Source organism: Stenotrophomonas sp. ZAC14D2_NAIMI4_7, from assembly GCF_003086675.1.
GTDB lineage: Bacteria > Pseudomonadota > Gammaproteobacteria > Xanthomonadales > Xanthomonadaceae > Stenotrophomonas.
In genome coordinates this window covers 181,738-205,511 of record NZ_CP025995.1, presented here as the reverse complement: position 1 = coordinate 205,511, position 23,774 = coordinate 181,738, and the positions used below count along the sequence as shown (strand labels likewise).

26 protein-coding genes are annotated in these 23,774 nt (G+C 67.3%); 11 read left to right on the top strand and 15 right to left on the bottom strand.

Going from position 1 to position 23,774, the window contains the following annotated elements:
* Nucleotides 1-70 precede the first annotated feature (70 nt).
* Nucleotides 71-1,072 carry a DUF6624 domain-containing protein gene (locus C1922_RS00895; protein WP_234413422.1) on the top strand — a complete coding sequence of 334 codons (1,002 nt, stop codon included), beginning with the start codon at nt 71-73 and terminating at the stop codon, nt 1,070-1,072.
* Nucleotides 1,073-1,206: 134 nt separating this feature from the next.
* Here C1922_RS00895 and C1922_RS00890 read toward each other — a convergent pair whose 3' ends face one another.
* A complete protein-coding gene (locus C1922_RS00890) occupies nt 1,207-1,779 on the bottom strand; it encodes an Ax21 family protein (protein ID WP_199912246.1) in 573 nt (190 codons plus the stop codon).
* 323 nt (nt 1,780-2,102) lie between these two features.
* Between C1922_RS00890 and C1922_RS00885 the strand changes: the two genes are divergently transcribed.
* The 3 genes from C1922_RS00885 to C1922_RS00875 are packed head-to-tail and all read left to right on the top strand — an operon-like array spanning nt 2,103 to nt 4,213.
* Entirely contained in the window at nt 2,103-2,366 is a 264-nt protein-coding gene (locus C1922_RS00885; protein WP_108748059.1) for a helix-turn-helix domain-containing protein, read from the top strand.
* The gene (locus C1922_RS00880; protein ID WP_108748058.1) at nt 2,363-3,736 is read left to right on the top strand and encodes a HipA domain-containing protein; all 1,374 of its coding nucleotides are present in this window, start codon (nt 2,363-2,365) and stop codon (nt 3,734-3,736) included. Before C1922_RS00885 ends, C1922_RS00880 begins: the two co-directional genes overlap by 4 nt.
* Before the next feature lie 42 nt (nt 3,737-3,778).
* Nucleotides 3,779-4,213 (top strand): hypothetical protein, encoded by a 435-nt coding sequence (locus tag C1922_RS00875; RefSeq protein WP_108748057.1) that lies wholly within the window; start codon nt 3,779-3,781, stop codon nt 4,211-4,213.
* Between the two features lie 369 nt (nt 4,214-4,582).
* On the opposite strand, the gene C1922_RS00865 is transcribed toward C1922_RS00875, so the two are convergent.
* Nucleotides 4,583-5,332 (bottom strand): pentapeptide repeat-containing protein, encoded by a 750-nt coding sequence (locus C1922_RS00865; RefSeq protein WP_159091811.1) that lies wholly within the window; start codon nt 5,330-5,332, stop codon nt 4,583-4,585.
* An 88-nt stretch (nt 5,333-5,420) separates the two neighbouring features.
* On the opposite strand from C1922_RS00865, the gene C1922_RS00860 reads away from it, so the two are divergent.
* Nucleotides 5,421-5,735 (top strand): hypothetical protein, encoded by a 315-nt coding sequence (locus tag C1922_RS00860; RefSeq protein WP_108748055.1) that lies wholly within the window; start codon nt 5,421-5,423, stop codon nt 5,733-5,735.
* 29 nt (nt 5,736-5,764) lie between these two features.
* Here the strand turns inward: C1922_RS00860 and C1922_RS00855 are convergent, their stop codons facing one another.
* Complete coding sequence (locus C1922_RS00855) at nt 5,765-6,133, bottom strand: hypothetical protein (RefSeq protein ID WP_108748054.1); 369 nt, start codon at nt 6,131-6,133, stop codon at nt 5,765-5,767.
* Nucleotides 6,134-6,643: 510 nt separating this feature from the next.
* Here C1922_RS00855 and C1922_RS00850 point away from each other — a divergent pair.
* Entirely contained in the window at nt 6,644-7,018 is a 375-nt protein-coding gene (locus C1922_RS00850; RefSeq protein ID WP_108748053.1) for a hypothetical protein, read from the top strand.
* Between the two features lie 14 nt (nt 7,019-7,032).
* Here C1922_RS00850 and C1922_RS00845 read toward each other — a convergent pair whose 3' ends face one another.
* The 6 genes from C1922_RS00845 to C1922_RS00820 form a co-directional block, all read right to left on the bottom strand.
* On the bottom strand, nt 7,033-7,686 hold the full coding sequence (locus C1922_RS00845; RefSeq protein WP_108748052.1) for a hypothetical protein: 654 nt from the start codon (nt 7,684-7,686) through the stop codon (nt 7,033-7,035).
* 378 nt (nt 7,687-8,064) lie between these two features.
* Nucleotides 8,065-9,090: an NAD(P)H-dependent glycerol-3-phosphate dehydrogenase gene (locus tag C1922_RS00840; RefSeq protein WP_108748051.1), complete on the bottom strand. Its 1,026-nt coding sequence runs from the start codon at nt 9,088-9,090 to the stop codon at nt 8,065-8,067.
* Between the two features lie 20 nt (nt 9,091-9,110).
* The gene (gene secB / locus C1922_RS00835; RefSeq protein ID WP_004153553.1) at nt 9,111-9,629 is read right to left on the bottom strand and encodes a protein-export chaperone SecB; all 519 of its coding nucleotides are present in this window, start codon (nt 9,627-9,629) and stop codon (nt 9,111-9,113) included.
* Nucleotides 9,630-9,729: 100 nt separating this feature from the next.
* Nucleotides 9,730-10,167, bottom strand: a complete 438-nt coding sequence (locus C1922_RS00830; protein WP_108748050.1) for a rhodanese-like domain-containing protein — start codon at nt 10,165-10,167, stop codon at nt 9,730-9,732.
* Between the two features lie 56 nt (nt 10,168-10,223).
* A complete protein-coding gene (locus C1922_RS00825; protein WP_108748049.1) occupies nt 10,224-10,655 on the bottom strand; it encodes a hypothetical protein in 432 nt (143 codons plus the stop codon).
* A gap of 32 nt (nt 10,656-10,687) precedes the next feature.
* Entirely contained in the window at nt 10,688-11,155 is a 468-nt protein-coding gene (locus C1922_RS00820) for a YiiD C-terminal domain-containing protein (RefSeq protein ID WP_108748048.1), read from the bottom strand.
* 35 nt (nt 11,156-11,190) lie between these two features.
* On the opposite strand from C1922_RS00820, the gene C1922_RS00815 reads away from it, so the two are divergent.
* The 3 genes from C1922_RS00815 (at nt 11,191) to C1922_RS00805 (ending at nt 14,365) form a co-directional block, all read left to right on the top strand.
* A complete protein-coding gene (locus C1922_RS00815; protein ID WP_108748047.1) occupies nt 11,191-11,979 on the top strand; it encodes a uroporphyrinogen-III synthase in 789 nt (262 codons plus the stop codon).
* A 103-nt stretch (nt 11,980-12,082) separates the two neighbouring features.
* Complete coding sequence (locus tag C1922_RS00810; protein WP_108748046.1) at nt 12,083-13,063, top strand: uroporphyrinogen-III C-methyltransferase; 981 nt, start codon at nt 12,083-12,085, stop codon at nt 13,061-13,063.
* A 6-nt stretch (nt 13,064-13,069) separates the two neighbouring features.
* Nucleotides 13,070-14,365 (top strand): heme biosynthesis HemY N-terminal domain-containing protein, encoded by a 1,296-nt coding sequence (locus C1922_RS00805; protein WP_108748045.1) that lies wholly within the window; start codon nt 13,070-13,072, stop codon nt 14,363-14,365.
* Nucleotides 14,366-14,643: 278 nt separating this feature from the next.
* On the opposite strand, the gene C1922_RS00800 is transcribed toward C1922_RS00805, so the two are convergent.
* Complete coding sequence (locus tag C1922_RS00800; protein WP_108748044.1) at nt 14,644-15,939, bottom strand: acetyl-CoA C-acetyltransferase; 1,296 nt, start codon at nt 15,937-15,939, stop codon at nt 14,644-14,646.
* A 93-nt stretch (nt 15,940-16,032) separates the two neighbouring features.
* On the opposite strand from C1922_RS00800, the gene C1922_RS00795 reads away from it, so the two are divergent.
* Nucleotides 16,033-16,920 (top strand): hypothetical protein, encoded by an 888-nt coding sequence (locus tag C1922_RS00795; RefSeq protein WP_108748043.1) that lies wholly within the window; start codon nt 16,033-16,035, stop codon nt 16,918-16,920.
* An 84-nt stretch (nt 16,921-17,004) separates the two neighbouring features.
* Nucleotides 17,005-17,445, top strand: a complete 441-nt coding sequence (locus C1922_RS00790) for a hypothetical protein (RefSeq protein ID WP_108748042.1) — start codon at nt 17,005-17,007, stop codon at nt 17,443-17,445.
* 81 nt (nt 17,446-17,526) lie between these two features.
* Here C1922_RS00790 and C1922_RS00785 read toward each other — a convergent pair whose 3' ends face one another.
* The 5 genes from C1922_RS00785 to C1922_RS00765 form a co-directional block, all read right to left on the bottom strand.
* Entirely contained in the window at nt 17,527-18,162 is a 636-nt protein-coding gene (locus tag C1922_RS00785) for a superoxide dismutase family protein (protein WP_108748041.1), read from the bottom strand.
* Nucleotides 18,163-18,195: 33 nt separating this feature from the next.
* On the bottom strand, nt 18,196-18,765 hold the full coding sequence (locus C1922_RS00780) for a superoxide dismutase family protein (protein WP_108748040.1): 570 nt from the start codon (nt 18,763-18,765) through the stop codon (nt 18,196-18,198).
* Between the two features lie 93 nt (nt 18,766-18,858).
* Complete coding sequence (gene ntrC / locus C1922_RS00775; protein WP_108748039.1) at nt 18,859-20,313, bottom strand: nitrogen regulation protein NR(I); 1,455 nt, start codon at nt 20,311-20,313, stop codon at nt 18,859-18,861.
* Entirely contained in the window at nt 20,306-21,367 is a 1,062-nt protein-coding gene (locus C1922_RS00770) for an ATP-binding protein (RefSeq protein ID WP_108748038.1), read from the bottom strand. Before C1922_RS00770 ends, ntrC begins: the two co-directional genes overlap by 8 nt.
* Nucleotides 21,368-21,536: 169 nt before the next feature.
* Complete coding sequence (locus C1922_RS00765; protein ID WP_108748037.1) at nt 21,537-23,582, bottom strand: TonB-dependent receptor; 2,046 nt, start codon at nt 23,580-23,582, stop codon at nt 21,537-21,539.
* Nucleotides 23,583-23,774 lie beyond the last annotated feature (192 nt).

Genomic DNA, 23,774 nt, shown 5'->3' with positions numbered 1-23,774 from the left:
CCTGCTGGCTTGAGGCGGCGATCATAGCCGAACCAACACCGCCAGGATGCCAGCCCGGGTAGCGTCGAGCTTGCTCGACTGCCGTTCGCGCGTTGCGGCCCCGATTTCATCTGGCAAGATGTCTGTACCACGCTTCAGGGAGGACAGCACGATGGCATCCATCCGTACACGCAGAGACGCTCCGGTACTGCTCGCACTGCTGCTCGGCGCGGCCTGCACCGGCCATGCGGCAGAGACCGGTACGTTCTTCAGCGCCCTGCAGCAGTACCAGGACGACAATTTCAAGGGCTGCGCCGCTACGCTCGGCGCGATGTATCAGCAGGGCACCCGCTTTCCTGATGCGGGCGAGCTGCTGCTGGTCGAGTGCACCGCGGCCGCTGGCGACCGCGCCGCTGCGATGGCCTACGTCGTTTCGCTGGTTGAGCAGGACCGGCTGCCCGTCGATGATCTCCTGCACAAGGATCGTCCTGGCCTGAACGCGTTGCGCGCTGATCCGGGTTGGGAGCGTGTGTTGGCACGCGTGGAAGCGACGCAGACGCAGCGGGACGCGCAGTTGGACGTAGCGTTGCGCAACGAACTGCTGGAGCGCGAGGCCCGCGACCAGGCCGAGCAGCACGCCGCCATTGCGACCGGGGGCGAGGAGGCCTTCAAGCGCATCGGCCCGTTGGCCAAGGCCAATGCGGAGTGGCTGAAATCGGTGATCGCCGAGAAGGGATGGCCGACACGATCAAAGGTGGGCCGCGATGGCGCCAAGGCAGCATGGCTGCTGGTGCAGCACGCTGACCAGGATCCTGCCTTCCAGGCAGACGTACTGCCGCTGATCGAACAGGCCGCCATGGCGGGCGAGGCCGATCGGGCTGACGTTGCCCTGCTGACCGACCGCGTGTTGGTGGCGCAGGGCAAACCGCAACGCTACGGCAGCCAGTTCGTGCGGGGCGAGGACGGCGCGATGCGGCTGCGCCCCACCGAAGACATGCCCGGCCTGGATGCACGGCGCAGCGCCATGGGGCTGCCCACGCTGGCCGAGTACAAAGCCATCCTGGCCGACAGTTACGGCGCGCCAGTGCGTTGATCGCGTGGGCGGGCCTACGCACCGCCGCGAGCACTGGAAAAAAAGAAGCCCGGCACAAGGCCGGGCTTCGGATGGCATGCGGGAGAGAGAGAGAGTCACATGCCACTTACACGCACTAACGACAGAGCGATGTCTTACCAGCTGAAGCGCGGACCCACGAACCACTCGCGGTCGCCCGCCTTGGCCAGCTTCACTTCGCCGCTCAGGCCCCAGTTCTGGTTGAACTTGGCGGTGGCGCCGACGCGGCCGTAGAACTCGCCTTCCGGATTGATGCCGTGCTTCTTGCTGTAATCCTCGTAACCGGCCAGCGCATAGCCTTCCAGGTACGGGTTGAACGCGGTACGCAGACCCACTTCGGTGGAGTAGCCGTTGAAGTCCAGGCCGTGCTTCAGGTCGAACTTCTGGTACGCAACTCGAGCCACCAGGTCGGTGTTCGGTGCGATGACATAGTTGTAGCCGGCACCGATGCGCCACTGGGCGACATCGTTCTTGAAGGTGTCGGTTTCCTGCTTGCTGTAGTCACCGAAGACCGAGAAGTTCGGGTGCACTGCAACCGAGCCCTTCACGCCCCAGCCATCGGCGTCGCCGCCCTTGGCATCGGTGTTCACGTAACCGCCTTCAACGTAGTTGTACGACAGGCCATCGGCAGCCGATGCAGCGAACGGCAGGGCAGCCAGCAGACCCAGGGCAAGCAGCGAATTCTTGATCATCGGGACACACCTTTAATTATTTTTGGTTTCGTCGGCCGCCTCCCGGGAGAGGGAGAGAGGAGGCGGTCGACAGGTGTGAATTATCCGTTTGCTGGTGAAATCGCCCCTGAATATTGTACTGACCAGTACATGAATGAGGTTCCCGTTCAGGGAACTTGTAGCGGTTTGGTCGGACTCGCACGGACCGCCCAAAAATCCTCATGAACTTGCGGATTCCATGCGGTCCGAAGCGATTTAACGTTAAATCCTCATCAGAGTAAGGATTCAACGCGATAGACTGTCCTCAGCACAGAAAACCTCGCACTCATGAGGATTCGACATTGAAGATCCGATTGGACAACGCAGCAGCACTCGGCCCGTTGGTCAAAGCGGTGCGCAAGTACCAGGGGTTGCGCCAGGACGCCACCGCGGAAGGGATCGGGGTGAGCGAGAATTTTCTGGCCAAGATCGAGCGCGGCGGCACCACCGTGCAGTGGGACAAGCTGTTTACCGTGCTGAAGGAGTTGGGCCTGCATGTGGAGATCGACGTACCAGATGCGGCGATGACGCCTGCGGGCACGCGGCGAAAGGGCAACCCGCGATGAGCCACCCGCCGATCCATGTGCAGGACGTACCGAAGGTGTGCGCGCTGTCCGGGCTGCACGTGCCGGCGCAACTGCAGGTCAGCATCGACGACACGCTGGTAGGCACCCTGGCCGAAGCAGGAGACCTGTGGCGCTTCAACTATGCGCCGCAATGGCTGTCCGACGCCGCCCGCTTCGCGCTCGCGCCGGCGCTGCCCCTGCAGGAGGGTGACATCGTCGATGGCGGCAGCGATCGCCCGGTCCAGTGGTACTTCGACAACCTGCTGCCCGAAGAGCAGCAACGCACGTTGATGGCCAGTGACGCCCGATTGGACAGTGCCAACGCGTTCGCGCTGCTGGCGCACTACGGCGCAGAATCTGCGGGTTCACTCACACTGCTTCCGCCCGGGCAGTCTCTGTCGCCGGGCAGTCGCGAGGTGCTTGCCGATGCCGAGCTTTCGCAACGCATCCGCGGTTTGCCGCGCACGTCATTGGCGGCGGGAGCAGCCAAGCGCATGTTGCTGGCGGGGGCCCAGCACAAGCTGGCCGTGATCGAACAGGATGGACAACTGTACCAACCACTGGGCGCGGAACCTTCGACCCATATCCTCAAGCCGGACAGCACCAGCGATGGCTATCCGCATAGTGTGGCCAACGAATGGTTCGTGATGCGGCTGGCGGGGCGCATGGGCCTGCAGGTTCCACGGGTAGAGCGGCGCTACGTGCCAGAACCGGTGTTCATCATCGAACGCTTTGATCGTGTGGTGACAGCCAACGCCGTACACCGTCGTCACGCCATTGATGCCTGCCAACTGCTGAACCTGGCTGCCAGTTTCAAGTACTCGTTGGGCAGCATCGATACCTTGGCTGCGATCGTGCAGCACTGCCGAAGCAAGCTGGCCACGCGCCTGCGCCTGTTCGACTGGCTGGTGTTCAACGTGCTGACCGGCAACAACGACGCCCATCTGAAGAACCTCAGCTTTCTGGTCGACAGCGAGGGCATCGAGCTGGCGCCGCACTACGATCTTCTGTCAACTGCGTGCTACGAAACCGCCGCATTCGAGGGACCCGATGCACGCTGGCCGACGCACTCTGAAATGGCATGGCCCATTTTAGGCATGCAACATTTCCACACTCTTCGGTTTGATGACCTTGTGGCGGCGGGTGTTGCATTGGGCCTTCCTCCACAGCTGGCCACCCGCAGACTGAGCGATCAGGTCGAGCGCATCGGCACCGAAGCACGAGCGTTGTACGCACAGGTTCAGCAGGACAATGCCGCATGGCTGCAACGCTTCGATATGGGTGCAACGCTTGAGGGAGAGGCACACCTGCTGCGAACACTGATACACGTAGTGATAGACGAAATGGTCCGGCAACTTGCGCGCCGGTGAAGCGCCCGGCAAAGCTGCCCTCAAGATCACAGTGAACAAGTGATGCACGCAGTGCTCTACGCCGTCTTCCAGGCACTTGCCCTGTGGCTTGTCTGGACCGGGCAGAAGTCAGACGCGAAGACGCAATGGCTCAAGGTCGGTGTGCTGTTGCTGCTGGTCTTTGCGGGGACCGTGGCCGTCAGCGTTCTGCTCAAGTGGATGGCCCAATCGCTGGCGTTGTTCACTGTCGCCACGGCCAAGCAGTACGCCATTGCGGTCTCGATGTCGCTGCTGTGTCTGTGGGGAATGGCGGTGTTGATCGCACTGATCAACGTCATCGGTACTTCCATCAAGTTCTTTCATGAAACCTACAACGCCGACAACTGGAAGAAGGTGGCACCTGCGGTGAGCGGCGCGCAGCCCGGCGTGATGATCGTCATCCGCTGTCTGCTGTCCTTTGCCAGCGCCCTGATGCTTTCAGGGCTTTGGCTGAGATAGGAACGTTGTCTCCCGCTGGCGCCCATGCATCCCCTGTTGCAGTTCCTGCTGAGCGCAATGGCCGGGGTGGTGTTCCTCCATTACCTGGTGGCGCGGGACTACGGGCGTGGCTTCGGCTGGCTGATCGGCCGCTGGGATCCGAATCTGGGCCACGCCAGCGAAGATGCACTGATCACCTCAGCCCACCGCATGATGGCGCTGATGGCGGCGCTGCTGCTGGACTGGGCCATTGCCGGCCCTTCCCGGTACCGTGACAACTGGGAGGTCGAAGTGATGCGCCTGGCCGTCGGCATGCTTGCCACCTATGTGGTGATCATCGCCAGGGCATCGACGCGCGCGGCGGGTTCCCGGCGCTGGGGCGCTCGCGCTTCACCCCTCACCTTCCACCCGCTTCAGATAGCGGTCGCTCCATGCCAGCAACGGGTGTTCCGCCGGCGCCGGCATCGTCACCTCAACAACCTCACCCTCGTCGCTCTCGAAGCGGATGTCATCGCTGCAATAGCAGTCTGCCAGCTGTGTGTCACTGGGCCGGCAGCCGACGAAGATCGCCTTGTGCAGGTCGGCGCGCTTGAAGCGGGCGCCTTCGAAATTGCAGCGCACGAAGCGCGCGCGCGAGAAGTCCGCATCGGCAAAGCTGGCATCGCGGAAATCACAGTCGATGAAGTGCGCGTTGGAATGGCATCGAAGCAGCTTGGCCTGCACGAAGCTGCAGCCATTGAACACGCCGCTCAGTTCGTTGTTGTCGAAGGTCGTCAGATCGAAGCGGCAACGCAGGAAGGATTCTTCGAGAGTCCCCATCGCGGCGCCGGTGAAATCACAGTCTTCCATCACGGCATGGACCAGGAACGTGGCCCCGTGCGAAGGGGAGACATACGAGAGATCCACCGATTGCAGGTTCTGGTACTGCGGCACCGCATACGGAAACCCACGGTAGTCCAACCGGCCATCCGCGGTCAGCCCGAACGGCGAAGGCTGCCAGTGCCGGTTGGTGATGGTCTTGTCACGCCAGTCATCCTTGCGTCGCGGGTTGGCCATCTGCGGCACCTGCTCTGGCGTCCAACGCGCGCGCAGTGCGGCGATGTCGTTCTTCGGCAGCAGTTTCAGGCGCTGTGCGGCCATGCGTTCATCCATGAGGCAGGGCCCGGCAGTCTAGCAGGCAGGCCCGGCAGGTTAAGCTCGGCAGCCACGCAGATGGAACCGCAGCATCATGCAGATCAAGCCCCTCCGCAGCCCCATGGACGTCGTGCGCGACTGGGCAGAGGAACTGTCGATAAAGCGCGGGCGGTCGGTGCAGGAGCTGTGCGAGAGAGGCCTGGGCGCGCGCGATTTCAGCCATGCGCGCCGTGTTGAACTGCGAAGTCGCAGCGGCTTCTTCATGGCCGTGCCGCTGTCATTCTGCGTGATCGATGAAACGAAGGGCGTGGCCGTCTTCAGCGAACACGATGGGTATTTCGAGTTCCGCCTGGACGAGGATGACGAGGTAACCGAGATTGTCGAGGACCGCTACGTTCACGAAGGCTGAGAGCGGCCCTGCCGTTCGAACCGCGCCGCTTACAGCCGGCCCAGCGCGCGGTAGCGGGCTGTTCCCTGCGTGACCAGCTGTGCCAGTTCGTCCATCAGCACCGGATCCCATGTGTCGAAGTTGAAGCAGGACTTGCCCTGCATGCGCTTCTTCAACGCCGGGCTGATACCGGCCAGCAGCTCGGGGAATTCATAGACCGGCATGAAGTGGAAGGCGTGCTTGCGCCCGGACACCTTCACTGCGCCGAAGAACTGCGGCTTGCCCTTGGCGTCGGGGTGCGGGCCGTTGGCGTAGAAGTGCTCGGGGCTGTCGTGCACCACCTGCAGTGAACCGGCGGCGTCGCGCAGCAGGCCGCGCAGTGCGGCGAACAGGTCGACAGGCGTTGTGGCATCCGTCATGGGTCGGGCCCTTATCGGAACAACGTGGAGGAACGGTGCGGCGGTTGGGGCCCAGCGTAGCACTGCAGAGCTGTCGCAACTGGCACTGGATGGCGCGCAGTACGGGGGCGCGATCAAGACCGTTGTCGCATATCGGCACGGGGCGGCGTTCGCCTGCGTCACTTGTTGCCGCAGGGGTTTGGGCGGCATGGAAGACTACGCAGGCGCGTCACACCGTGGTGCGATTGCAACTTGTCTGATGGGCGCAGCGCGGCTGCGCGGGTAGACAGGGTGGGCCGCCAGCGCACCGGTGGCCGGGCCTCGAAAACCCGTCCGATTGACAGTGAAGTGTTTGCGCTTGCCGACCGACGTCAGCGTTCGGGGCGTCGGTCGGCAATCCGTCTGCCGGCCATGGCGGGCGGAGCGTGGAGGCCATGTGCCTGCCGGTTCACTGTCACCGGTTTTCGAGCCACGTCTCCGCCCGCCACCTTTGTGTGGCGGCCACCGTTCGTCCCGCACGGAGCCCCAGCCATGACCACCCCGGAATTCCCCCGCCTGCACCCGCACCGCGCTGCCCCCAGCGCCGATCAACCGGCCACGGCCGACACCGCTGAACTGCCCAGCGCCTTCGTTGCCGCCCTGCGCCGTATCGGCCAGGGCGCGGCCGCCGATGGCCAGCCCTGGCCCGAACGCCAGTTGATGCCCGGCCGGCAGCAGGCACTGGCCGACGCCGAATGCGCGCTGTCCGGCCTGCGTGTGGGCCTGGAAATGCTGTTGGCCGCCGAGCGTATCCGCCAGAACGGCCCGCCCAGCGATCACCCCGGCGACCGCGTGGTGGAAGGGCTGATGATGGCCTGCCTGGCGATGACTGCGCAGATCAGCACGCGCCTGCGCCCGGACGCATAGCCCGGGCCGCCCGCTTACCGGCAGTCCTCGTCCTCGCCGGCCAGGCTTGCCGGGTCCAGCGGCCGCAGGTGGGCGATGCGCTGGCGCTGTTCGTCGTTGGGCCCGCCCAGCCAGCGCACTTTGCAGCGCGCGGCGAGCCGGCCCACCATGCGCCCCTGCTCGGGCGAGTACAGCACCGCCAGCGCGGTGCCGGGGCACTGGTGGGCCTGGCAGGCCGTGTAGATCCACCAGGCGCCGTCCTGCAGCTGCATAGGCTGGCCCGGTGCGCTGGGCCCACTGAGCAGCCGTTCGCGCAGCGGCGCGATGCCCGGCTCGCTGGATTCAGCATCGGCGGTGTCCTGCATCAGCGCATCGAACGCGGCCAGCAGCCGGGCGTCCTTGCGCCCGCAGTCGTCCACCGTGTTGCCGCCCACCAGGGTGAAGAAGTAGGTGGCCAGCGGGTTGTCCTGGCAGCTCAGGTCGCCGCTGGCGGTTTCGCCTTCGGGCTCGCCTTCGTTGTCCCACACTGACGGGTCAACGCCGTCTTCGATGGACGGTTCGGGCTCGGGTGCCGTGGGCGTCGTCGTGGGTGCAGGCGTAGCCTCTGCCTGCGGTGCCGGTGCCGGCGCCTGCGAACACGCGGCCAACAGCGCGATGAGCCATGAGATGGCGAGATTCCTGGACTTCATTCCCTGTCCTTGCCGTGATGTGGGGGCATGATTGTAGATCCACGCCATGCGTGGATAGGCCGCGCGCGGTGATGCGCTGTGCCAAGCAAGCTTGGCACCTACCAAGAGCGGGTTCCCGCCGCTGTAGATCCACGCCATGCGTGGATGGGCCGCGCGCGGTGATGCGCTGTGCCAAGCAAGCTTGGCACCTACCAAGAGCGGGTTCCCGCCGTTGTAGATCCACGCCATGCGTGGATCGCCGCGCGCGGTGATGCGCTGTGCCAAGCAAGCTTGGCACCTACCAAGAGCGGGTTCCCGCCGTTGTAGATCCACGCCATGCGTGGATGGGCCGCGCGCGCGACCAAAAAAAACCCCGACGCTGGTCGGGGGTTCTTCAGATCACTTGAACAGGGTATCCGGGTATTCCGGTTTCTGTTCCCGCGCCAGCAATGCGCGCAGGCCTTCTTCGGGCGTCTGCTCGCCGTGCAGCACGGCACGCACGCGGTCGGAAATGGGCAGGTCGATGCCATGACGGCGCGCCTGTCGCATTACTTCGTCGGCGGTCTGCACCGACTCAACCACCTGGCCGATCTCGCGCACGGCGTCCTGCAGCGTCTGCCCACGGCCCAGGGCCAGGCCCAGGCGGCGGTTGCGCGACAGATCGCCGGTGCAGGTCAGCACCAGATCGCCCAGCCCGGCCAGACCCATCAGGGTTTCCGGCTTGGCACCGATGGCCGCGGCCAGCCGCAGCATTTCGTTCAGGCCGCGGGTGATCAGGCCGGCACGGGCGTTCAGGCCCAGCTGCATGCCATCGGCCACGCCGGTGGCCACGGCCAGCACGTTCTTCATGGCGCCACCCAGTTCGGCACCCACCATGTCATCGCCGGTATAGGCGCGGAACGCCGGACCATGCATGGCTTCGGCCACCGTCTGCGCGAACTCGGGCACGTCGCCGTGCACGGTGATCGCCGTCGGCAGGCCCTGGGTCACTTCCTTGGCGAACGACGGCCCGGTGACCACGGCCAGCGGCACGTCGTCACCCAGGATCTCGCGCGCTACTTCGTGCAGGAAGCGGCCCGAACCCGGTTCGAAGCCCTTGGTGGCCCAGGCCACGCCGGCACCAGCCGGTCGCAGCGGCGCCAGCGCGCGCACGGTTTCATTGAACGCGTGCGACGGGGTCACCACCAGGATCCAGGCGGCATCCTGCAAGGCGGCCGCCATGTCGGTGGTCGCGCGCAGGCTGTCCGGCAGCGGGATGCCCGGCAGGTAGCGGGGGTTTTCATGGCGCTGGTCGATGGCTTCGACCACGGCGGCATCGCGCCCCCACAGCACGGTCGGGTGACCGTGCCGGGCGAGCAGCGTGGCCAGCGCGGTTCCCCAGGAACCGGCGCCAAGCACGGCGACTTTGTCAGCGGTATCGCTCATCCGTGACGTCGTAGCCAAGCTCAGGCGTTGCCGGCCGGCTCGGAATCAGCCAGCGACGGCGCGTCGCCCTGTTCCTGGCGCTGGCGCAGGGTTTCGGCGTACAGGCCTTCGAAGTTGATCGGCTGCAGGAAGAACGGCGGGAAGCCGCCGGCCTGGATCAGGTCGCTGACCAGCTGGCGCACGTACGGGAACAGGATGTTCGGGCACTGGGTGCCCAGCAGCACGTCGATCGACTGCGGGTCCAGGCCGACCAGGCCGAACACGCCGGCCTGCTTGACTTCGGCCACGTAGGCGGTGCGCTCACCGGCCTGGCAGGTCAGGGTCACGGCCAGCACGACTTCGAAGGCATTTTCGCCCAGGCGCTGCACCTGCTGGTTCAGGTTCAGCTGCAGCTCCGGCTGCACCTGGTCATTGAAGATGGTCGGCGCGTTCGGCGACTCGAAGGAAACGTCCTTGACGTAGATCTTCTCGACGGTGAAAGCGGGGCCGGTAGCGGCATCGACCGGCGCAGCGGCGCCGTTGGTGATCTCTTCGGACATTTCCTGTAACTCCAGATGAATGCAATGAAAACGTAGGTCGGACTACAGCGATGGGGGCGGCAGGTGGCCCACACAAGGCCAATGCCGCCACCGCGGTCGATCAGTTGCGACCCTTGACCAGCGGCAGTTCGGCCTGCTGCCAGGCGGGAATGCCGCCATCGAGCACGAACACTTTTTCGAAACCGGCCTTCTTCAGCGCCTTGGCGGCGGTTTCCGAGGCGTTGCCGCTGCGGCACACCAGCACCACTGGGCTCTGCTTGGCGTTGGCCACCAGCTTGTGTTCCGGACCGAACGCGCTGGCCTGTGCCTGGCGACTGCCGGCGATGTGGCCCTTTTCGAAGTCGCCACTGGCCGACAGGTCGACCACCACGGCGCCACCGGCATTCATCAGCTGGGTCAGCTCAGCCGGCTTGATGCCCTTGAAGCCCCGGAACAGGCGGCGGACCTCGGTGACGATGATGGCCACGGTCAGGCCCACCAGGGCTGCGGACAGCATCGGGTTTCGGCCGGCAAAGGCCAGCAGCTCTTCGTAATTCACTCAGATCACGGGTCTATAAGCGGGGGCCGATTGTCGCACAAGCCGCAGGCTGGCCGTCACTGCCCCTGCCAGAGGTCCGGCAGGCCGGCCGCCTGCCACCAGCGCTTGGCTTCCGGGTCCCAGCGCCAGCGCTCGGTCACCACCACGGTGCGTTCGGCCTGGGTGTTCTGGTTGATCACCCCGATTTCCACCCGGCGCTCGACCTGGCCCCCGTCCAGCGCGGCCGAGCTGCGCTCGCGGTAGGACGACACCCGCAGCTGGGCGTAGCGGTTCAACTCGAACTGGGTGGGCGGCTTGTCCTTGCGCAGCTGCGGGTCCAGGTAGGCGATGGCGTCGTCCATCGTGCCCCAGCGGATGGTGGCCCCGTAGGCGATCTGGGTTTCTTCCAGCAGCTTGCGCTGCTTGCGGGTCAGGTCGTCGGCGGCCGCGCCGGCAACGGCGCTGACCAGCAACAGTGAGCACAACAGGATCTGGATCAGGCGGCGCATCGGTGGGTTCCCCAGGACGTCAGCCTGACATCCTACCCTTTGGCGAAGGCAACGAAGCGACCGCTGAATTCAGCCGCCGGGCGGCCATCGGCGCCGGGCTGGGTGGCGACGATGCTGATGCGTGCCTTGCCGCGCTGGCGGAAGGTGGACAGGAAGGTGTCCCAGGCGCTGCTTTCGGCGGCGGCCGCATGGGCGTGCAGGTCCTCGTAGACCGGCGCCAGGTAACGCAGGTTGCTGTCGGCCACGTAGACCTCGGCGTCATGCCCGGCCAGGCGCAGGCGCAGGCTGACCAGCGCCCAGCCGGACAGGGTGAGCACCGAGGCCAGGCTGCCGCCGAAGGCGTTGCCCTTGTCGTTGACGTTGGCGGCCAGCGGCGCGGTGATGCGCAGCACGCCGTCGGCGTAGCCATCCAGACGGATCTGCATGGCGCGCACGGCCGGCATGCAGTCGAGCACGTCCTGCAGGGAGGCCAGCGAGGAAGTCAGGGCATCAACGGACATCGGAGCAGCAACCACGACAACGAAGGGCCCGCATAATGACGTCAATGCCCAACCATACGATACCCACTGGCTGGACCCTGATATCGCTGCGCCCGCAGGGGCAGCATGCCGGGTTGCGCCGCGCCGCAGCCCGCTACGGGGGGACCACCCTGGCGTTTCCGCCGTGGCGGCTGCGGCGCTTGCAGGGCGCAGCGGTGGAACAGCGGCTGAACCAGGCGCTGGCCTGCCCGCGGGTGGTGTTCACCAGCCCGGCGGCGGTGGCGGCTGCAGCGGCGTGGGTGGATCTGCCCGCCGCGCAGCGCGGCCCGTGGCTGACCGTCGGCGAGGGCACCGCACGCGCACTGCAGGCCGTGGGCGTGGCCGACGTGCAGGCACCGCAGCGGATGGACAGCGAAGGCCTGCTGGGCCTGCCCGCCCTGGACAACGTGCAGGGGCTGCAGATCGGCCTGGTGACCGCCCCCGGCGGACGCGGGCTGATTGCCGCCCAGTTGCAGCGGGCCGGCGCGCAGATCCTGCGTTCGGATGTATACGAACGCGTGCCGGTGCGCCTGCCACGCCGTACCTTGTCGCGCCTGGCCCAATCGGCGACACCCTGGCTGCTGGCCGTCAGCAGTGGCGAGGCGTTGCAGCGCTTCTGGCAGCAGTTGTCGCCGCCCTGGCAGCAACGACTGCGCCAGCAGGCGATCGTGCTGGCCGCCAGCGAACGACTGGCCGCGCAGGCGCAGGCGCTGGGCCTGCAGCGCGTGGTGCGCAGCGAGGGCCCTACTGTCGCGCAGATGACCGCTGCCGCACACGCTGCACTCACCGCCCCGGCAGCGAACTGAACAGGCGCCGGGCGCACGCTTGATGCGCTGATCGCCAACGGTGATGCTGTGTGCAACGCCGCCGGCCGGGCCCACCCGGGCGCGCCGCCGACAAGGAAGCCTGATGAACGATACTTCGCCCCCCGCCGCCCCCCGTTCCCCTGCCCGATGGCTGCTGGCCAGCGCCGTGGTGGTGGGCCTGGCGGCTGCCGGCTACGGCGCCTGGTACTTCTGGCAGCACCAGCAGCACGAACAGCAGGCGCAGGCGCAGACGGCCGCCGTGCAGCTGCAGGGCCTGGAAGCAGCGGTGGAGGCCCTGCGCCGCGACCAGCGCGCCAGCAGCCAGCGCCTGCAGGATGCGGCGGCCACCAACCGCGTGCTGCGCGACGAGATGCTGGGCCTGTCCCAGCGCAGCGCGCTGCTGGAAGAAAACCTGGCCAAGCTGACCGAGAGCGCCAACCTGGGCCGCCAGGCGGTGCAGCGCGACGAGGCCGAACTGCTGCTGACCCAGGCCGCCCAGCGCCTGGCCTTCGCCGACGATGTGGATGGTGCGCGCCGCCTGTACGGCCTGGCCGCCACCGCACTGGCAGAACTGCCCGACAGCGATGGCCTGAACCTGCGCCAGGCGCTGGTGCAGGAACGCGAAGCGCTGGATGCACTGGGCGATGGCCCGCGCGTGCTGGCCCTGCAGCGCTTGGATGCCGTCTCGCAGGCGTTGCAGCGCCTGCCTTCGCAGGTGCAGACCACATCGCCCGTGGTGCCGGTCGCGCGGCCCTGGTGGCAGGCGGCTATCGCGGCCTTCGTGGATATCACCCCCAGCCGCCTGCAGGGGCCGCTGACCGCCGGCGAACGTGCCAGCGCCGAACAGGCACTGGAACTGGAACTGACCCTGGCCCGTGCTGCCATTGAACGCGGTGATGGCCGCGGCCGCGATGCCGCGCTGGCCCGTGTGGACCAGTGGGCGCAGCGCCGCTGGCCGGATTCACCAGCCCTGCGCGCGCAACGTGCTGAACTGCAGGCCCTGCGCCAACTGCCGCTACAGGCCGATGGCAACGTACTTGGCAGCACGCTGCGGCAGCTGCGCACCCAGACCGACCGGAGGTAAGACCGTATGAAGCCCGTGCAATCCCTGGTCGTGCTGTTGCTGGCCGTGGCCATCGGCATCGTCGCCGCGCAATGGCTGGGCGCCGAAGACCTGAACCGCTATGGCGAGGTGATCCTGCGCCATGGTGGCTACGACTACCACAGCAACCTGCCCAAGGTGGCGCTGCTGGCCGTCATCGCCGTGCTGGTGCTGTGGCTGCTGTGGAGCCTGATTGCCGCACCGTTCCGTGCCTGGGGCCGCTACCGCCGCAAGCAGGGCCGGGTGCGCCTGATCGATGGCCTGCAGGCCTATGAGCACGGCCAGTGGCAGCGTGCGGAAAAACTGCTGGACGGTGCCGCGCAGGATTCGGAAGTGACGGCGATCGCGCTGGCCAACGCGGTGCGCAGCGCGCAGGCGCGGGCCGACGGCGCGGGCGGTGAAACGCTGCTGCAGCGGCTGGGCGAGCGTGATGCCACGCTGCATGCGTTGCTGCGCGCCGAGCAGCTGCTGGCCCGCGATCTGCCGGTGGATGCGATCAACGCGCTGGACGTGGCGGCCATCCAGCCGCTGCCGCCGCGCGGCCTGTGGCTGCGCACCGAAGCGCTGGCCCGCGCCGGCCGTGCCCACGAGGCTTATGGCCAGCTGGGCGCGCTGCGCCAGAGCAAGGTGCTGCCCAGCGAGGCCGCCAGCGAACTGGAAGCCCGGCTTGCCGCGCAGGCGCTGCTGGAAGCGGGCGATGTGAACGCGCTGGCCGCGCAGTGGGAAGCCACGCCCAAGGCGCTGCGGCCGACGCCCGATGTGGTGGGTGCCTATGCCACCCGCGCGGTGGCGCTGGAATGGGACGAACCAGCCCTGCTGGCGCTGGAACAGGCACTGGACCAGCGCTGGGACGACGAACTGGTGGCGTTGTACGGCCGCCTGCCGGTAGACCGCCTGGCCACCCGCCAGGCCAACCTGCAGCGCTGGCGCAACGTGCATGCCGATTCAGCGGCGCTGCGTCTGGCCCAGGGCCGGGTGGCACTGGCGCAGCAGGATTGGGCGGCGGCGGAAACCTTCCTGCACGAGGCCGTTGCCGCCGGCGCGGGTGCGCCGGCGTGGGAAGCACTGGGTGAAGCCTTTGCCCAGCGTGGCGAACCTGCACTGGCCGCGCAGTGCCTGGCCAATGCGCTGCGCCTGCAGCGTGGCGAGGACAGCGTGGCGCTGGTGCATGCGGCCGATGCCGTGCCGCGCAGCACGGTGGAAGACCTGCCTACTGCCGCGCAGCCGCCGGTGTATGACGCCAATGAGGTGCGCGACGAGTTCGGCAACCCGCGGGTGCCGTGAGCATGGCCGAGGTGTGCCGACCAACGGTCGGCACCCACCGGAGCAGCAACGAAAACGCCGCCCGATGGGCGGCGTTTTTTTGTTGATCTGGTAGTCGCCAACCTTGGTCGGCGCTCGGACCTCATCCGAGCGGTGACACTGCACGGCCGACCAAGGTCGGCATCTACCAAAGCACTCCCGGCGATGACGCTGCACGGCCGAACCGAATCATTTCTGGTAGTCGCCAACCTTGGTTGGCGCTCGGGATTGCCGGCCAGCGGCCGGCACTACCTTTCTGATCAGCGTTCGACGATCGCCACCACGCCCATGCCGCCGGCGGTGCAGATCGACACCAGCGCGCGGCCGCCGCCACGTTCGGCCAGCTGCTTGGCTGCGGTGGCGATCACGCGGGCGCCGGTGGCGGCGAACGGGTGGCCGGTGGCCAGCGACGAACCCAGCAGGTTGATCTTGTCCGGGTCGATGCGGCCCATCGGTGCATCCAGGCCCAGGCGGTTGCGGCAGTAATCCTCGCTCTCCCAGGCGCGCAGGGTGCACAGCACCTGGGCGGCGAAGGCTTCATGGATTTCGTAGATGTCGAAATCCTGCAGGGTCAGGCCATTGCGCTTCAGCATTTCCGGCACGGCCACGGTCGGCGCCATCAGCAGGCCTTCGCCGTGCACGAAATCCACCGCCGACACGTGCGCATCGCGCAGGTAGGCCTGCGGCTCGTGGCCGTGCGCGCGTGCCCACTCTTCGCTGGCCAGCAGCACGGCCGCGGCGCCGTCGGTGAGCGGGGTGGAATTGGCCGCCGTGAGCGTGCCACGGCCGGACACCTTGTCGAATGCCGGCTTCAGCGTGGCCAGCTTTTCCAGCGAGGTATCGGCGCGCAGGATGTTGTCGCGCTCCACGCCGCGGAACGGTGCGATCAGGTCATTGAAGAAGCCGCGCTCATAGGCGGCGGCGAGCTTCTTGTGCGACGAGACGGCCCACTCGTCCTGCGAATCGCGCGAGATGTTCCATTCCTTGGCCATGTCCTCGCAGTGGTCGCCCATGCTCTTGCCGGTGCGCGGCTCGGCCACGCCGGGGAACTCGGGCTTCAGCTCGGAGAACTTGAACCCCGAGGTGAGGGCACGGATCTTGTCGCCGGTGGTCTTGGCCCGGTTGGCGGCCAGCAGGCGCGCGCGCAGCTTCTTGCCGTAGACGATCGGCACGTCGGAGGTGGTATCGGAACCGCCACCGATGCCCGATTCGATCTGCCCCAGGGCGATCTTGTTGGCGACGGTGATGATGCTGTCCAGCGAGGTGCCGCAGGCGCGCTGCAGGGTGATCCCCGGGGTCAAAGGCGACAGACCCGAGGACAGGGTCGCCTCGCGGCCCAGGTTCCAGTCGCTGGAGTGCTTGATGACCGCACCCATGGCCACTTCACCCAGCTGCTGGCCATGCAGGCCGAACCGTTCGACCAACGCGCCCAGCGTACGTACCGACATGCCGAGGTTGCCGACATCCGAATACGCGGTGTTCTGGCGGCAGAACGGAATGCGGACGCCACCGAGGATGGCGACGGGACGAGCGTTGGGCATGGAGATACCTGGCATGGATGAGGGTGTCTGCAACATGGCCTGCACGGCAGAGCAGGCATAATGGGGCCAAGTGTAGCTGCCGCCCTGTGATGGGCCAACCGTGGAACCATGAGCAAACCCGACCCCGCGATGAACGCCCTTGGCGTGCTGGCCCTGGAACTGGCCGGCGGAGAAATTCCTGGCCAGGCGGTCCTCAGTGCCGAACAGGCAGGCGAACTGGCCGAACGTGTCGGCCGCGATCTTTCCAAGCTGGTGCCGCAGGTGGCCGAGCTGGACCTGGTCTTCGCCGCCGCCCATTTCGATCCGGCCGAAGTACTGCGCCCGGGCTGGCCGATCCACCGCCGCCTGGAAGAACTGCAGATGCGTGCGCCCGGCCGCAACCAGGGCCCGCGCCTGCTGGCCTTCGGCGCCGATGCGCAGGGCGATGTGCCGCTGCCGTTCCAGGCCGATGCCACCCTGGTGGGCGGTGGCCTGCGCGTGGTGCCGTTCCTGCTGACCGGTACCGATGCGGCCACCATTGCCGCAGTGGCCGATGCACTGGAAGAAACGCTGCTGGCCAATGGCATGGCCCACGCCGATACCGCGCTGATGGCGCAGAAGGGCTTCGGTGCCCGGGTTGAGCACGCGCGCTATTTCACGGTGAACGACCTGGCCGCGATGATGTCGATGCAGTACGACAACCAGGGCCTGGCTGCACTGTGGCCGCTGATCGAAACGGCGATCCTGGCCCCGGGCGAAGAAGAGTGGCTGGACGCCACGCCGGAACCGCTGCTGCGCTATGTGCAGGGCGAGGCCCGCATGGCGCTGTTCGACCCGGCCGGCTGGTGCGCGTACTACAACCATGCCAAGGGCGATTGTGATCGCCTGCAGGGCATCTACGAGCAGTTCCTGATGCGCCAGCGGCAGATGGCCGCGGTGCTGGAAGCGCACGGCGTGCCGGTGCTGTTCGTGCACTGCGAGGCCGGCCAGGACGCGCGCGCGCTGCTGGCGCGCTGATCTTCGTGGGATACCTCCCGCCGGGTGTGGACCGGCGCAACCGTGCGCGGGCGCGGCCGGGCGCAACATACAGGAGTTCGTGCGATGACCGTTTCTGCGTGCCGACGTGCCGTTTGCCTGCTCGGACTGGCCCTGACCGGGCTGGTCCAGGCCAGCGCCCCGGTGCGCACGGGTGATGACAATCTACCGCTGGAGTACACCAGCGTGGCAGCGTTCGCTGAGAAGCTGCCGCAGCGCAAGGACATCGAACGGCTGCAGGCGCAGACGCCGGCCGGCATGGTCGTGCTGCAGACGAGCAGGGAAACGGTGGAGAACGACCCCGACTACACCGCCACTACCTGGGTGTTGTTCACCGCGCCACATCCGTTGGCGCCCTCGGTGGTGCGCATGCGCACGGCGATCGGCTGGGATCGCGAACATCCGTTTCGTCGCACCCGGAAGATAGCCACGCTCTGCGAGGGCAGCACGGCCGCCTGCGATGCAGTGGCGGTGCAGGCCAGGAAGTTGGCCGCGGCGCCGTTGTAAGGCGACCGGATGCAATCCGCCTGGCCTGGCCTGGCGACACCGCAATGAGAAACGCCGGCTTTCGCCGGCGTTTGTGCTTTCTTACGGGGCCTTCTGGATGACCGCGCAGGCCAGGCGCGCGCCGGCGTTGCCGGTCGGCTGGGTCTTGTAGTCGTCGGCGTCGGCGTGGACGATCAGGCCGCGGCCGATGATGTCGAAGTCATCACCCTTGCCGATGTTGACGTTGCTGGACACCGGGCCATCGATGGTGGCCACGCCCTTGTCGTCGGCCTTGATGTTGGGCATGTCGCCGCCGTGGTGCGGATCGGCCGCCACGCTGCCGTGGTCCTGCTTGCCCGGGTTGAAGTGGCCGCCGGCGCTCATGCCATCCGGCGCGCTGCAGTCACCCTTTTCATGGATGTGGAAGCCGTGCTCGCTGCCCGGCTTCAGACCGCTGATCTGGCCGCTGACGTGCACCTTGCCATCGACCACCTTGAAGGTGACGCTGCCCTTGGTTTCATTGCCCTGGGTCGGTGCCAGTTCTGCGCTGGCCGTGGCATCGGTGGTGGCGGCAGCGGCCGCGTCGGCAGCCGGGGCACTGGCCGGATCGGCCGGTGCCGCCGAACCTTCGGCCGGGGTGGTGGCCGGTGCTTCGGCTTCCGGCGTGGCCGGCTGGCTGCAGGCCGCCAGGCCCAGGGCGGCGATGGCCGCGAACAGCGAAGTGTGGATCAGACGCATGTGAATCTCCTTGGTGAGGGTGCCGGCGGGCGATCAGCGGGTAACCCGGATCACGCCGCAGGCAATGCGGACACCGGCATTGCCGGCGGGCTGGCTGCGATAGTCATCGGCGTTGGCATGCACGACCAGTGCACGACCGGCGATATCGGTGGCGGCACCTCCGCCCAGGGTAACGCCCTTCAGGTGCACATCGATGTTGGCGCGGCCCTGTGCATCGGCCTGCAGGTTGTCGATGTCGCCCAGATGATGCTTGCCACTGCCGGCGCGACCATGCGCGGTGCCACCGGGGTTGAAGTGATTGCCCGCGCTGCTGGCATCGACCGCACTGCAGTCGCCGCGTTCATGGATATGGAAGCCGGCCTGCTGCATCGGCTGCAACCCACCGATCAGCCCGGTCAGGTGCACGCCGCCACTTTCCGGCTTCAACACCAGGCGACCGCTGACGATGCTGGCCGAGGCCGGCGCCAGGTTCGCTTCAGCCTGCTGCGCGGTGCTGATCACGTTCGGCGGCGGCGGTGTGGGCTGCGGCTTCTTCGGCGCGCTGCCACAGGCAGACAGCAGCACGGCGGCGGACAGCGGCAGAACGGCATGTGAGAGACGCATCGAAGACTCCTTGCAGGTAACACTAAGCATTGCATCGTCCATGAACGATCAACGGTTCGGCAAGCGGGCGCGAGCAGGGTGTGCAGATTCCGTTCAATGGCTGCCGCGGCGGCGGCCGGCACCCAGCTTGCGGGTGAGCGTATTGCGGCCCAGCCCCAGGCGTGCGGCGGCCTCGGCACGGCGCCCGTGGGTGATCTGCAGGGCGGCCTCCAGCAGGGCGTGGTCCACCCGATCGCGCACCTGCGCATGCAGGCCTTCGGCCCCTTCCAGCAACTGCCGGCGCGCCCATTCGGACAGCAGGGTTTCCCACTGGCCCGGATCGGCACCCGCCGCGTGGCCACTGCCGCGTCGCTGGCGGGTGCGGTTCAACGCGGTGTCCACGTCGGCCACGCCGATGGTCTCGGCGGCGGCGAGTGCGGCCATGCGCCAACAGACGTTCTCCAGTTCACGCACGTTGCCCGGCCAGTCGTGTTCGCGCAGCGCCTGCAGGGCGGCGGCGGTCAGCCGCTTCGGCGGCGTGTCCAGCTTGTAGGCGGCAGCGGCCAGGAAGGTGCTGGCCAGCTGCGCGATGTCTTCGCGGCGCTCGCGCAGCGGCGGCAGCTGCAGGCGCACCACATCCAAACGGTGCAGCAGATCGGCGCGGAACTTGCCCTGCACGACCAGCCCTTCCAGATCCTGGTGGGTGGCGGCGACCACGCGAACGTCGACATGGATCAGCTCACGACCACCGACCCGGAAGAACTCGCCCTGGGCCAGCACACGCAGCAAGCGAGTCTGCAGTGGCAGTGGCATGTCGCCGATTTCGTCCAGGAACAGGGTGCCGCCATTGGCCTGTTCGAAGCGGCCGATATGGCGGCGCTGCGCGCCGGTAAAGGCGCCGGCTTCGTGGCCGAACAATTCGCTTTCCAGCAGCTCGGCCGGGATGGCAGCGGTGTTGAGGGCCACGAACGGACCCTGCGCGCGCGGCGATTCACGGTGCAGCGCGTTGGCCACCAGTTCCTTGCCGGTGCCGGTTTCGCCGGTGATCAGCACCGCCAGCGGCGCCTGCGCCAGGCGGCCGATGGCACGGAACAGCGCGCGCATGGGCGGGGTGTCACCCACCAGCTGCGGCGGCTGGTCGCTGGTCGTTTCAGCCACCGGCGTTGGCGCGGCCAGGGCCGGGGCCACCGCCGGCAGCACACGCTGGGCCAGCGCCACCGCATCGTCCAGGTCAAAGGGCTTGGACAGGAATTCGTGGGCGCCGCCGCGGAACGCACCGGCGGTGCTGGCCACATCGGTGTAGGCCGACATCACCACCACCGGCAGCTGCGGCAACGCGGCCTTCAGCTTGTCCAGCAACACCAGGCCATCGTCGCCGGGCATGCGTACATCGGTGAACAGCAGCGCCGGTGGCGGGTTCTCGGCCAGTGCCTTCAGTGCCGGTGCCGCGCTGTCGAAATCATCGACCTGGTAGCCGGCTTCGCGCAGCGCGGTACACAGCACGAAGCGCACGGCGCGGTCATCGTCGACCACCCAGATGCGCTGCGCAGAGAGAGAGACGTCAGACATCGCGCGGGGCCTCCTCGGCCGGGGCGGTGCCGTTGCCGATCGGCAGCAGCAGAGTAAACACGGTATGGCCGGGGCGCGAGCGGTAGGTCAGCGTGCCGCGATGCTCGCGCGTGACCTGCTGCGCCAGCGCCAGGCCCAGGCCGGTGCCTTCGGCGCGGCCGCTGACCAGCGGCAGGAACAGGTGCTCGGCCAGTTCTTCGGGCACGCCGCGACCGTCGTCGGCAATTTCCAGGCGCAGCGCCAGCGTGTGCAGCTGTTCGGCAATGCGCACGCCGTGTTCAACGCGCGTGCGCAGGGTAATGACCCCGGCGCCGGCCTGGATGGCGTTGCGCACCAGGTTCCACACGGCCTGGGTGAGGCGGTCGGCGTCGCCGGCGAATTCGGGAATGCTGGGGTCGTAGTCGCGCTGCAGGCGCACCGCCCAGCCGGCTTCGCTTTCTGCCAGGCGCAGCACGCGCTCAAGCGAAGCGTGGATGTTCAGCGGGGCGTGCGGCGCGGCCGGTGCCGGCGACAGCAGCTGGTCGAGCAGGCCGTTGAGGCGTTCGATTTCCGAGCCGATCAGTTCGATCAGTTCGCGCTCGCTGGCGTCGCGCTGGGACGCGCGGCGCGCCAGCAGCTGGGCGGCGCCCTTCAACCCGGCCAGCGGATTGCGCAGTTCGTGGGCCAGGCCTTTCAAGGCGGCGCTGAGCGCGCTGGGCAGGGCCTGGGTCGGGTCCAGGCCGGGGAATTCATCCACCGGGTGCGCTTCGAGCAGCCAGCCACCATCGTCGCGGCGGCTCATCCAGCCTTCGGCGAAGCGTGCGCCTTCCCCCGGCACCGCCAGTGCCAGCCGGTTCAGGCGCAGGCTGTCGCGCTCGTCGCGGGCCAGGAAATGGGCCAGTGCCTCGCCCTGCACTTCCAGCGCGGCCAGCGGCTGGCCCAGCAGGCGGCGCACGCTGACGCCCAGCCAGCGGGCGAAGGCGGGGTTGCAGCCGATGATGCGGCCATCGGCCCCGGCCCAGGCCAGCGGCGTGCCGAGGGCATCAAGGGACGGCGGGGGCGAGGGGTCGGACATTGCACCAATGTAGTGCAAAACGAGGTGTGGGGGTCAGAGCCCTTTTCTGCGAAAAGGGATCTGACCCCATGCGCGGTGAGGTCCGGGGTCGGACCCCTTTCCGCAGGAAAGGGATCTGACCCCTGCCGCAGGTCGAGCAAGCTCGACCACTACCGGGTGCGTGGCCGGGTTACAGCTTCATGTTCAGGCCAACGAAGACGCTGCGGCCAGGTGCGGGCGAGAACATCGGGCGGGCGCTGTCCCAGAAGAAGCTGTCGTACCAGGCGTAGGCATAGTCGCGGCCAGTGACGTTCTTCAGCTGCAGGTCCACGCTCCAGCGCGGGTTGATCTGGTACGCGGCGCTGAGGTCGAGCACGGCGAAGCTCCCGAACTTGCCGGCCTCGTTGCGCTCTTCCAGGTAGTAGTCGCCCTGCGCGCGGGCCTGCAGGCCGAGGCGCAGCGCGTTGCTGGCGCGGTAGTCCACGCCCAGGTTGCTGATATGGCGCGGAGTGGCCGCCACTTCCCTGCCCTGCAGCGAAATGCCGGCATCGCGGTCGTCGCGGGTGATCTTCGCTTCCTGATAGGCGTGCGAGGCCCACACCGTCCAGTCATCGCCCAGCTGCAGGCTCAGCTGCGCATCCACGCCGCGGCGGCGGGTCTTGCCCAGAGTGACCGTGGTGCCGGTGGCCGGCATGTTGGACACCTCGTTTTCCGCATCCTGCTGCCACACTGCCAGACGCGCCTGGCTGCCGGCGAACGGCTCGAACTTCAGGCCCAGCTCCATGCCAGTGTTGGTGGACGGCTGCATCGGCGCCTGGCCGGGGGTGAGATAGGCCGGTGCGGTGGACCCGGTGAGCACCTGGAAGGTGCGGCCCCAGTTGGCGTACACGTGCGTGTTGGCACTCAGGCTGTGGATCACGCTCAGCTTGGGCTGGCCGATCGTGCCGTAATCCTGCAGGCGCCCGCTGACGCCGTTCATCAGGTGCGTGCTGCCACTGAAACGGTCGATACGGTAGGCCGGCACGATCTTCCACGCCTCGGCGGGCTGGTAGATGGCCTGCACGTAGGCGCCCCAGTTGTCGAAGCTGTGGCGATCGTTGTTCTGCACCCGCGCCGGCGCCACGCTGAAGTCGGTGGGTTCGGCGTAGCTGTAGCGCTCGCGGATGTAGCCGTTGTCCTGCTGTTCGTAGTTCAGGCCACCTTCGACGGTGAGGACGGGCGCGGCCTGCCAGGTGAGCGTGCTGATCAGGCCGGCCTGGCGCTCATCCCACACCCGGCGCTGGCGCGGCAGGTTGCCGGTGGGCAGGTCGCTGAAGGTGACGCGGCGGTCGTCTTCGTAGCGGTTGTAGTACAGGCGGGTGCCAAAGCTGAGCGCATCGCTGAGCGCCAGGTCCAAGTGCGCGGCGATCTGCCGCATGTCACGGTCATCGCCATCGTTGCCGTTGCGCAGGTCGCTGCCACGACGGTGTGTGCGCAGTTCGTCGGCCGTCATGAAGCCGGGTTCGTCCGCTTCGTGGTGGTAGGTGCGCGCGGTCAGGCCCACGCGCAGGCCGTCGTCCAGTGAGCCGTAGAACCATTTGCCGCCCAGCGAATACTTCTTCGAGGTGTCGTGGTCGCGGTAGCCATCGCTGGCCTGAGTGCCGACGAAGTAGTTCTGCGCGAAGCCGTTCGCTTCACGGCCCACCGCCAGCTGCGCATCGCGGGTGTTGTAACTGCCGTAGGCCAGCCGCGCATCGGTGTAGTTACCGCCCTGGCGCGTACCGAAGTTCACGTTGCCGCCGATGTTGTGCAGGCCGTAGCGCGGGTCGTTGGTTCCGCGCACCACTTCGATGTAGCTGATTTCCAGCGGGAACAGCATGTCGATGAAGCGCTGGTTGCCGCTGTTGACGTTGCTGGGAATGCCGTCGATCAGGGTCTTGATGGCATTGAGGTAGCCCTCGCCGTTGAAGGCGCGGAAGCTGACCTTGCCCGATTCGGCGCCCTGCCGGGTTTCGGTGAGCTGGATGCCGGGCATCTGCCCCAGCAGTTCCCAGCTGTGCGAGACGTTGCGGTCTTCGATCTGGTCTGCGCCCAGCACGTCCACCGAGGTCAGCACCTGGTGGGCGCTGAGCTGTCCTTCGCTGTGCTGGTGCACGTCGACCTTGCCCAAGGTGAGCGCGGCGTCGGCCGATTGCGCGAAGGCATCCGGGGCGAAGGGGGCGGCCGCGAGGGCAGCGACCAGGGTGGGGGTCTTCATGGGGGTGGAAGGGTGCGGGCAAAATGTAATTCTATAACATTTCGTCCACACTCTTTGTGGAGTCGAGCATGGCTCGACTCTACGGGGATGCCAGTCGAGCTTGGCTCGACTCTACGGAGATGCCAGTCGAGCATGGCTCGACTCTACGGAGATGCCAGTCGAGCATGGCTCGACTCTACGGAGATGCCAGTC

Bases quoted from the DNA above. Each gene is read 5' to 3' on its own strand.
- C1922_RS00880 (WP_108748058.1), top strand. From the start codon at position 2,363: ATGAGCCACCCGCCGATCCATGTGCAGGACGTACCGAAGGTGTGCGCG.
- C1922_RS00875 (WP_108748057.1), top strand. From the start codon at position 3,779: ATGCACGCAGTGCTCTACGCCGTCTTCCAGGCACTTGCCCTGTGGCTT.
- C1922_RS00865 (WP_159091811.1), bottom strand. From the start codon at position 5,332: ATGGCCGCACAGCGCCTGAAACTGCTGCCGAAGAACGACATCGCCGCA.
- C1922_RS00860 (WP_108748055.1), top strand. From the start codon at position 5,421: ATGCAGATCAAGCCCCTCCGCAGCCCCATGGACGTCGTGCGCGACTGG.
- C1922_RS00855 (WP_108748054.1), bottom strand. From the start codon at position 6,133: ATGACGGATGCCACAACGCCTGTCGACCTGTTCGCCGCACTGCGCGGC.
- C1922_RS00850 (WP_108748053.1), top strand. From the start codon at position 6,644: ATGACCACCCCGGAATTCCCCCGCCTGCACCCGCACCGCGCTGCCCCC.
- C1922_RS00845 (WP_108748052.1), bottom strand. From the start codon at position 7,686: ATGAAGTCCAGGAATCTCGCCATCTCATGGCTCATCGCGCTGTTGGCC.
- C1922_RS00840 (WP_108748051.1), bottom strand. From the start codon at position 9,090: ATGAGCGATACCGCTGACAAAGTCGCCGTGCTTGGCGCCGGTTCCTGG.
- secB (WP_004153553.1), bottom strand. From the start codon at position 9,629: ATGTCCGAAGAGATCACCAACGGCGCCGCTGCGCCGGTCGATGCCGCT.
- C1922_RS00825 (WP_108748049.1), bottom strand. From the start codon at position 10,655: ATGCGCCGCCTGATCCAGATCCTGTTGTGCTCACTGTTGCTGGTCAGC.
- C1922_RS00820 (WP_108748048.1), bottom strand. From the start codon at position 11,155: ATGTCCGTTGATGCCCTGACTTCCTCGCTGGCCTCCCTGCAGGACGTG.
- C1922_RS00815 (WP_108748047.1), top strand. From the start codon at position 11,191: ATGACGTCAATGCCCAACCATACGATACCCACTGGCTGGACCCTGATA.
- C1922_RS00810 (WP_108748046.1), top strand. From the start codon at position 12,083: ATGAACGATACTTCGCCCCCCGCCGCCCCCCGTTCCCCTGCCCGATGG.
- C1922_RS00805 (WP_108748045.1), top strand. From the start codon at position 13,070: ATGAAGCCCGTGCAATCCCTGGTCGTGCTGTTGCTGGCCGTGGCCATC.
- C1922_RS00800 (WP_108748044.1), bottom strand. From the start codon at position 15,939: ATGCCAGGTATCTCCATGCCCAACGCTCGTCCCGTCGCCATCCTCGGT.
- C1922_RS00795 (WP_108748043.1), top strand. From the start codon at position 16,033: ATGAGCAAACCCGACCCCGCGATGAACGCCCTTGGCGTGCTGGCCCTG.
- C1922_RS00790 (WP_108748042.1), top strand. From the start codon at position 17,005: ATGACCGTTTCTGCGTGCCGACGTGCCGTTTGCCTGCTCGGACTGGCC.
- C1922_RS00785 (WP_108748041.1), bottom strand. From the start codon at position 18,162: ATGCGTCTGATCCACACTTCGCTGTTCGCGGCCATCGCCGCCCTGGGC.
- C1922_RS00780 (WP_108748040.1), bottom strand. From the start codon at position 18,765: ATGCGTCTCTCACATGCCGTTCTGCCGCTGTCCGCCGCCGTGCTGCTG.
- ntrC (WP_108748039.1), bottom strand. From the start codon at position 20,313: ATGTCTGACGTCTCTCTCTCTGCGCAGCGCATCTGGGTGGTCGACGAT.
- C1922_RS00770 (WP_108748038.1), bottom strand. From the start codon at position 21,367: ATGTCCGACCCCTCGCCCCCGCCGTCCCTTGATGCCCTCGGCACGCCG.
- C1922_RS00765 (WP_108748037.1), bottom strand. From the start codon at position 23,582: ATGAAGACCCCCACCCTGGTCGCTGCCCTCGCGGCCGCCCCCTTCGCC.